This window comes from Kribbella sp. (assembly GCF_035655035.1).
Taxonomy (GTDB): Bacteria; Actinomycetota; Actinomycetes; order Propionibacteriales; family Kribbellaceae; genus Kribbella.
Genome location: NZ_DASRVN010000589.1, coordinates 1 through 8,283 on the forward strand (window position 1 = coordinate 1; position 8,283 = coordinate 8,283).

The 8,283-nt window shown below is 69.6% G+C and carries 6 protein-coding genes; 2 read left to right on the forward strand and 4 right to left on the reverse strand.

All coding sequences use genetic code 11. From position 1 onward, the window contains the following. Nucleotides 1-381: alcohol dehydrogenase catalytic domain-containing protein (locus VFF46_RS31225; protein WP_325040825.1), on the reverse strand; the 381-nt coding region annotated here is incomplete at its 3' end. A 101-nt stretch (nt 382-482) separates the two neighbouring features. Here VFF46_RS31225 and VFF46_RS31230 point away from each other — a divergent pair. Next, complete coding sequence (locus VFF46_RS31230; protein WP_325040826.1) at nt 483-1,355, forward strand: helix-turn-helix transcriptional regulator; 873 nt, start codon at nt 483-485, stop codon at nt 1,353-1,355. Here the strand turns inward: VFF46_RS31230 and VFF46_RS31235 are convergent. The 3 genes from VFF46_RS31235 to VFF46_RS31245 are packed head-to-tail and all read right to left on the reverse strand — an operon-like array spanning nt 1,346 to nt 7,079. Continuing rightward, the gene (locus VFF46_RS31235) at nt 1,346-3,118 is read right to left on the reverse strand and encodes an ABC transporter ATP-binding protein (protein WP_325040827.1); all 1,773 of its coding nucleotides are present in this window, start codon (nt 3,116-3,118) and stop codon (nt 1,346-1,348) included. The genes VFF46_RS31230 and VFF46_RS31235 overlap by 10 nt on opposite strands. After that, the gene (locus tag VFF46_RS31240) at nt 3,115-4,896 is read right to left on the reverse strand and encodes an ABC transporter ATP-binding protein (protein ID WP_325040828.1); all 1,782 of its coding nucleotides are present in this window, start codon (nt 4,894-4,896) and stop codon (nt 3,115-3,117) included. Before VFF46_RS31240 ends, VFF46_RS31235 begins: the two co-directional genes overlap by 4 nt. Continuing rightward, a complete protein-coding gene (locus VFF46_RS31245; RefSeq protein WP_325040829.1) occupies nt 4,893-7,079 on the reverse strand; it encodes an AAA family ATPase in 2,187 nt (728 codons plus the stop codon). The genes VFF46_RS31240 and VFF46_RS31245 overlap by 4 nt, the downstream gene beginning before the upstream one ends. A gap of 286 nt (nt 7,080-7,365) precedes the next feature. Between VFF46_RS31245 and VFF46_RS31250 the strand changes: the two genes are divergently transcribed. Continuing rightward, the coding region (locus VFF46_RS31250) for a ferric reductase-like transmembrane domain-containing protein (protein ID WP_325040830.1) at nt 7,366-8,283 on the forward strand (918 nt) is incomplete at its 3' end.

Below are 8,283 nucleotides of genomic sequence, written 5' to 3' on the forward strand. Positions count from 1 at the left end.
CGCCTGCGGTACGCGGACCGCCTCCGCCTGGCACCCGCCCACGCCGTTCGCGTTCCAGAACCCACCGTGCCGGCAGGACGTCTGCAGGTCCTCCCGGCAGAAGTCACAGGTCCCGTCCGACCACGCGAACGGCGCGATGACAAAGTCGCCCTTCCGCAGCGTGCTGACGTCGCGTCCGACGTCCTCCACGACTCCTACGAACTCGTGTCCCATGGTCTGTCCGCCGGGCGTGTCCGGCAGGTTGTGGTACGGGTGCAGGTCGCTCCCGCAGACGCAGGACCGTACTACTCGCACCACGACATCTGTTGGTTGCTTGATCACCGGATCCGGTACGTCGATGACACGCACATCTCCGGCGCCGTACATGTAAGTCGCTCGCATGGCTCCAGTGAAGGCGGTGCTGATCAGCCTTGGCAGTGCCTGTCGTTCCAGGTAATGCCAGTGCCTCCCTTGCCGCAGTACCGGTCCGTAGGCTGGAACACATGGACCACCGGGCGGAGATCAAGGAGTTCCTGAGCTCCCGGCGTGCACGGCTCACCCCTGAGCAGGCCGGGCTCCCCGTGTACGGCGGCAACCGCCGCGTGAAGGGCCTGCGCCGCGAGGAGGTCGCCCTGCTGGCAGGCGTCTCGGTGGACTACTACGTACGGCTGGAGCGCGGGAACCTCGCAGGAGCGTCCGAGAGCGTGTTGGAGGCGCTGGTGCGGGCGCTACAGCTGGACGACGCCGAACGGGACCACCTGTTCGCCCTGGCCCGCGAGTCCGACGCCACGCCGGTACGCCGACGTACCGCAACCAAAGGCGTCCGTCCCGCCCTGCAACAGGTCCTCGAAGCGATCACCGACGCACCCGCATGGATCCGCAACGCCCAGTTCGACATCCTCGCCGCGAACCAGCTGTCCCGCGCCCTGTACGCCTCCCTGTTCACCGACCCGAACCCGAACACGGCCCGCTTCACGTTCCTCGACCCGGCCGCCCGGGAGTTCTACGTCGACTGGGAACGCGCAGCCGACGACATCGCCGCCGTACTGCGCCTCCAAGCCGGCCAGAACCCGCACGACAAGGCCCTCAGCGACCTGATCGGCGAACTCTCCACCCGCAGCGAAACCTTCCGCACCCGCTGGGCCGACCACAACGTCCGCTTCCACCGCTCCGGCCGCAAGAAACTCCACCACCCGGTGGTAGGCGACCTGGACATCGACTTCGAAGCCATGGAGTTCCCCTCCGACCCCGGCCTCACCATGGTCGTCTACACCGCCCCCACCGGCACCCCCACCGCCGACGCCCTAAAACTCCTGGCCAGCTGGACCGCCACCCAACAAACCGTTGCCCAGGACAAGGAACCCGATCAGCGGTAACCGCGGGCCTGCAGCTCGTACAGCTCGGCGTACTGCCCGCGGCGAGCGAGCAACTCGGTGTGCGATCCGCTCTCGACGATCCGTCCCTGATCGAGTACGACGATCAGGTCGGCCGCCGCGACGGTAGAGAACCGGTGTGTCACCAGCACGGTCACCCCACCGTTGCGTCGGGTCTGCCGGCTCGCGGCGGCGTACCGCTCGAAGAGGGTGTGTTCGGTGACGGCGTCGAGCGCGGCTGTCGGCTCGTCGAGCATCAGCAGCAGCGGCGAGCGTCGTAGCATCCCGCGGGCGATGGCGATCCGTTGCCATTGGCCACCGGACAGCTCGGCGCCACCGGGCCAGGCCGTTCCCAGCTGGTTGTCGAGCCCGGCCGGCAGACTCGCGACGACGTCGTCGGCGGCGCCGTCGTGGACCGCCTGCAGCACCCGCGGGCGATCGTCCAGTACGGCGACCTCGCCCGCGCCGACGGCGTGCTGGGCGGTGAACTCGAACCGGACGAAGTCCTGGAAGGCCCCGGACATCCGGGATCGCCAGGCGCTCGGGTCGAGGTCGAACAGATCGTTGCCATCGACAAGGATCCGGCCCGAGACCGGCCGGTGCAGACCGGCCAGGAGCTTCACCAGCGTGGACTTTCCGGCACCGTTCTCCCCGACGAGAGCGACGACGGAACCGGGCCGCAGGTGCAGCGTCACATCGGACAGCGAGTCCCGCCGCGAGTCGCCGTACCGGTAGCTGACGTGTTCGAGGCGGATGCCGTCGGCCAGCTGACGTGGGGGCAGCTGATGGCCCACGGCCACCGCGGTCGCGTAGTCGCGGAGCCAGACGAAGCGACCGCAGTTGCGAGCGACCTTGCCGATTCCGCCGATGGCACCGGCGAACGACGAGCTCACGCTCTGCAGGCCCTGGAGTACGCCGACTGCGACGACCAGCGACTGTACAGAGACGGTCCCGCCCAGGACGTCTCTCGTCATCCACGCGAGCAGCAGGATCGCAGTACCGAAGAACACGACTGAGTGCGCGGCGGTGAGCACAGCCTTGCGACCGGCTGCTTGTGCGAGCGGCCGTCGCCAACCAGCAACGGCGTTGCTGATCCGGAGTCGGAGCTCGTGCTGGTGACCGAACACTCTGGCCTCCGCACCTGCCGTGGGTGAGGTGGTCAGCTCGAGCAGCTGGTGGGTCAGGCGGCCTGGCGCGGCGCTGACTTCTTCGGCCGCGGCCTCCCAGCGCACAGGCCAACGCGCAGTGAGGAGTCGCGTGGCGCCGAGCGCGACCAGGATCGACAGTCTCCAGTCCGCAGTGATCGCGACGAGCAGGACGCTCACCGCGTACGCCATGGTGTTGAACGTGTTGATGAACGTGTTCAGCGCGCCGCCGAGCACGTTCTCGTTGTCCCGCAGGATCTGCAGTTTGTCGGCGTACTGCGCGGTCTCCAGGTGGTCGAGCGTGGGTACGCGGGCCGTCAGCTCCGCGATCTGCGCATCGAAGACATGACCGAGCACCTCCATCTGCCGGACGCGCGCGTTCACCCCGATGGCCTGCAGCGCGGTGTTCGCCGCGGTCGAACCGACGAGGGCGACCGCCGCAAAGACCATCTTGCCCAGATCCCGGTCGACCGCGGCGCCGGCGAAGATCCCGACGAACAGCGGCGCCAATGCCGCCAGTACCTTGCCGAACATCTCGAACAGACAGAGCAGAGACTGTGCCGGAGCGGTCTTGATCGTGGTGCTCAGGACCAGGACCGTCCCCCGCAGCGCCGGGCTCATCGGACCTCCGTGAAGGGACGCGCCTGCAAGGCGAACAGCTCGGCGTAGCGGCCGTTCAGCGCGAGGAGTTCGTCGTGGCTGCCGTCCTCGACGATGCCGGAGTCCGCGAGCACGAGGATCCGATCCGCGTGCCGAACGCTCGACAACCGGTGACTGACCAGGACAGTAGTCACGCCGCGCGTGACCTCCAGGAACCGCTCGAACAGCGCTGCCTCGGTGCGCACGTCGAGCGCTGCCGTGGGCTCGTCCAGCACCAGTACGGCGGCCCCGTCGGCTACGGCGGCCAACGCACGAGCCAGCGCCACCCGCTGCCACTGCCCACCGGACAGATCCGTCCCGCCGTCGTACTCCGGAGAGAGCACGGTGTCCCAACCTTGCTCCAGTTGGCCGAGCAGGGCCGCACCGCCGGCATCGATGAGCGCCTGCTCGGTCGCAGCATGGTCCGCGGCGCCGAGTACGACGTTGTCGCGCAACGACAGCGGATAGCGTGCGAAGTCCTGGAAGATCACGGCGACCCGGCGGCGGGTGGCCTCGTCGAGCGCGGGGTCGCCGCCGTCGACCCGTACGGTCCCTTCGTCCGGCGCATAGAGGCCGCACAGCAGCTTGACCACGGTCGACTTGCCGGCGCCGTTGACGCCCACGAGAGCGACCGATTGGCCGGCAGGAATCGTGATGGTCAGCCGATCGACTGCGCGGTCTGATCTCCCCGGGTAAGCGAAGCTGACCTGCTGCAGGCACACCTCCGCGGCGCCTGCCGATCGCGGCCGCGGGTCACTCGAGGGGCGGACCGGTGTGGTCGCGGGCAGGCCCAGCTCTTGTCGTAGCCCTGTCAGCGCGCGCAGCGCCGACGTGTTCCGTGCGAGCGCAGTACTGACGTCTCCGAGTACGCCGAAGCTCTGCAGGCGGAGGACCGCTTGGACCATCGTCACCGCGCCGCCCAGCGCGACCGCCCCCGCCGCGACGTCGAACCCGATCAGTACCAGCGCGCCGCCGACCATCACCGCCATCACCAGGCACGCGAGCAGTACGGGGCCGAGGCCGCGGCGGCGGGCCATCCACAGCGGCGCCATCGCGTCGTACCAGGTCATGCGGTACACATCGGACAGCCAGTCGACCAGACCGAACAGGCGGATCTCCTTCGCGGAGTCCGACCGGGTGAGGAGCCCGCGCAGGTACCCGGCCCGGCGCCGGCCGTCTCCGGCGGTCGCGAGCAACTGGTCGAACGCGAGACTGATCCAGTCCGTGAAGACTTTCGAGACCAGGAAGAACGACGCCGCGACCACCAGCGGAACCCACCACCGCCACGGAGCCAGCACCGCGATCGCGCCGAGCCCGGCCAGCCGCGTGCCGATGATCGACCAGGTCGCGTCGACACCGGTCACGAACGACCAGTCCCGTACGGCGGTCACCACCGTCCGGAGCCGCCCGGCGACGTCGGGGGTCTCCAGGTGCCCGATCCCGTGCGGCTGCAGGCCGACCTCGGCCACCAGGTCGAACGTGTAGCGCAGGTACGCGACCGAGCAACGTGCCGTCACCACGGTCAGCACTGCTTGGAGGATCGGTCCGGTGACGAGCAGCGCGGCGACCAGCCAGAAGCGTTGCCAGGTCGTCTGCCGCTCCGGCTCGACGAGGGAGCCGGCGAAGCGGCCGATCGCGATCATCAGACCGGTCCGGACAGTCGCCTCCGCCAACGTCAGTGCGAGTGCCAGCGTGGACCAGACCGGCGCCGCGGCCCACAACACCCGGGCGTGCTGCAGGTAGCGGTCGCCGGTTCTCACGGGTGCCTCGGGGTGGGTGGGAGGGGCCCGAGGATGGTTAGGGTTTTGGTGGCTCGGGTGATGGCTACGTAGAGGTCGGAGGGGCCGCGGGGGGAGTCGGTGAGGATGGTGGTGGGGTCGGGTATCAGGACGGTGTCGAATTCGAGGCCCTTGGACTGGGGGACGTCCAGGAGGGCGACCGGGCCGTCCAGGACGGACGGGTCGTGGGTGTGGGGGAGATGGGGGAGGGCGGCGGCGAATTCGTCGTAGCGGGAGGTGGGGACGATGACTGCCGTACGGCCGTCGGTGTGGGTGGTGGCGAGGGTGGCGCGGACGGTGTCGAGGAGGGCGGCGGCGGGGACCGGGTCGATGAAGGGGTGCGTGCCGGTGGCGCGGACGGACGTGGGCGGTTGCAGGGTGGGGTCGATGGCGGCCAGGACGTCGGCGGCGACGGTCATGATCTCGGCGGGGGTGCGGTAGTTGACGGTGAGTTCGGCGGTGCGCCAGCGGCCCGGGGCGTAGTGGTCGAGGAGTTCGGCCCAGGAGCGGACGCCGGCCGCGGAGCCGGTCTGGGCGATGTCGCCGACCAGGGTCATCGAGCGGCGTGGGGCGCGGCGCATCAGCATCCGCCAGTCCATCGCGGACAGCTCCTGCGCCTCGTCGACGATCACGTGGCCGAACACCGACGTACGGTCGAAACCGCGGTCGTCGGGTGCCGGGTTCGCGAGCTGCTGCGTGCGCTGGGCGATCAGGTCGCGGAACTGCTCGATCTCCCACGGCATGACGTCGATCCGTTCGGCGGTCAGCTCGATGTCGACGACCCCGCTCGCGTACTCCCGGTTGGCCTCCTCGGCGGCAGCCGACTCCGAGGCCTCGCGTTTGCGGCCGACGACGACCGCCGCGGTCTCGCCGAGTAGCTCAGCGGCCTCGTCGAGCAGCGTCGCGTCCGACGGCGTCCAGTCCGCCGAGAGCGGCCGCAGTACGGCGGAACGCTCGGCCGCGGTGAGGTACGGCGCGGCGGCCTCGAGGCGGTCGTCCGACGAGAACAGCACCGAGACCAGCAGTTGCGGCGTGAGCTCGGGCCACAACCGGTCGAGCAGCTCCAGTACCTGGTCGTCGTCGAACAGTTCCTGCTGGATGTCCTCGATGTCCGCGTCCCCGACGTACTGCTTGCCGATCCGTTCGACGACCTGGTTCGTCAGCGTCTTGAGGATGCGGCGGACGAAGAGCGGCCGGGCCCGGTTGTGCAGCGGCTGGGCGGCGAGCGCGCCCTGCTGGGCCTTCCGGATCGCGTCCGGGCGCAGTACCAGCTCCTCGGAGTTCAGCTTCAGCCGGACCGGCTGGGCAGGCACGATCCGGAAGCCGGCGATCGCCTGCGCGATCACCTCGGCCATCGCCAGTTCGCCCTTGATCCGGGCCGCCTCGGCGGACTCCGGCGCGGTCGCGGTCACGTCCGGGAACAGCTCGCTCACGGTCGCGAGTACGACGTCGTTCTCGCCGAGCGAGGGGAGGACCTCGTCGATGTACCGCAGGAACGTGGGGTTCGGCCCGACGACGAGTACGCCGGTCCGCCCGAGCTGCTCGCGATGCGTGTAGAGCAGGTACGCCGCCCGGTGCAGCGCGACCACGGTCTTGCCGGTACCGGGGCCGCCCTGCACCACGAGTACGCCGGGCAGCCCGGAGCGGATGATCTCGTCCTGCTCGGACTGGATCGTCGCGACGATCTCGTTCATCCGACCGGTCCGGCTCGCCCCGAGCGACGACAGCAGCGCGGCCTCGCCGATCAGCGTGCCGCGTTCGTTGTCGCCGAGCGCGTCGACGTCGAGCAGGTCGTCGTCGACGCCGACCACGGTACGGCCGTTCAGGCGGATGTGGCGCCGGCGTTTGACGCCGAGTGGCTCCGCGGAGGTGGCCCGGTAGAACACCTGCGCGACCGGTGTCCGCCAGTCGATCAGCAGCGGGTTGTAGTCGTCGTCGAACAGCCCGATCCGGCCGATGTGGAACCGTTCGCCGGCCGTCTCGTCGATCCGGCCGAAGCACAGTCCGCGCTCGACCGACGACAATTGCGTGAACCGGCCGGAATACAGCCGGGTGAAGGATTCGCGTTCGGACGCGGCCTGATCGGTGCCGACGGTTTCCTCGGCCTGGACCCGCCCGAGTTCGCCGCGGGCCTTTTCCCGTAATACGTCGAGCCGTTCGTACATCGCCGTCACTTCCCCTTGCTCAGCGGCGATCTCCTGCTCCAGCACCGTTGCCCCCGATCGATTGTCTTGCGTTGCCCGAAAAGCTTTGATATTCTGACTGTGGAAGCCCGAAGAGGGCTTCTTTTTATTTCCCGGCACAAATACCCGACAGTACCGTTTCCGGTGACTGTCGGCAATGGGCCGGTCGCAAACAACCGCTTCACAGCGGACTCCCAGGAAAGCTGCAGCCGTTGCTCAGCGGGCGACTCGACACTGAGTTGAGTTCGTCATCCCGCTAGGAGTCCCCATGACCGGAGTTCCCGTCGCCGTGCTGCCAGGCCGGCGGGCTCGCACCGACGGCGCCGTACGGCTCGGTGCCCTTGCCGCGCTGTGGCTGAGCCTGTTGCTCGTCACGTACTGGTGGGTCGCCGGCGGCGGCGTGCAGGAGCTGGGCGGTTGGGCGACCGGCCTGACGTCGATCGGGCGCCTGACCGGACTCGGCTCCGCGGTACTGCTGCTCGCGCAGGTCATGCTGATGGCCCGGGTGCCGATCCTGGAGGCGGCCTTCGGGCAGGACCGGCTGGCGCGGCTGCATCGCATCACCGGGTTCACGTCGTTCGACCTGATGCTGGCGCACCTGGTCGCGATCACCTGGGGCTACGCCGCCGGTGAGCTCCGGCGGACGCCCGCGACGCTGTGGGACCTGACCCTGCACTACCCGGGAATGGTGCTGGCGATCGGCGGCACGATCGCGCTCTGCCTGACCGTGGTCACCAGCATCCGTGCGGCGCGCCGGCGGCTCCGCTACGAGTCGTGGCATCTCCTCCACCTGTACGCGTACCTCGGCGTCGGGCTCGCGCTCCCGCACCAGTTGTGGACCGGACAGGAGTTCCTCGCGTCGACGGGCCGGACCGTCTTCTGGTGGACCGCGTGGGCCGTCGCCGCGGCGACCGTCGTCGTCTACCGGATCGGCCTACCGGTCTGGCGCAACGCGTGGCACCGGCTCCGCGTGACGGCCGTCGTACCGGAGGCCGACGGCGTGGTCTCGGTGTACGTCGGCGGGCACCACCTCAACCGGCTCCGCGCCGAGGCCGGCCAGTTCTTCTCGTGGCGCTTCCTCGGCCGCCCCGGCTGGACGCGCGCGAACCCGTACTCGTTGTCGGCCGCCCCCGACGGCCGCGGCCTGCGGATCACCGTGCAGGACGCCGGCGACGGCAGCGCCGCC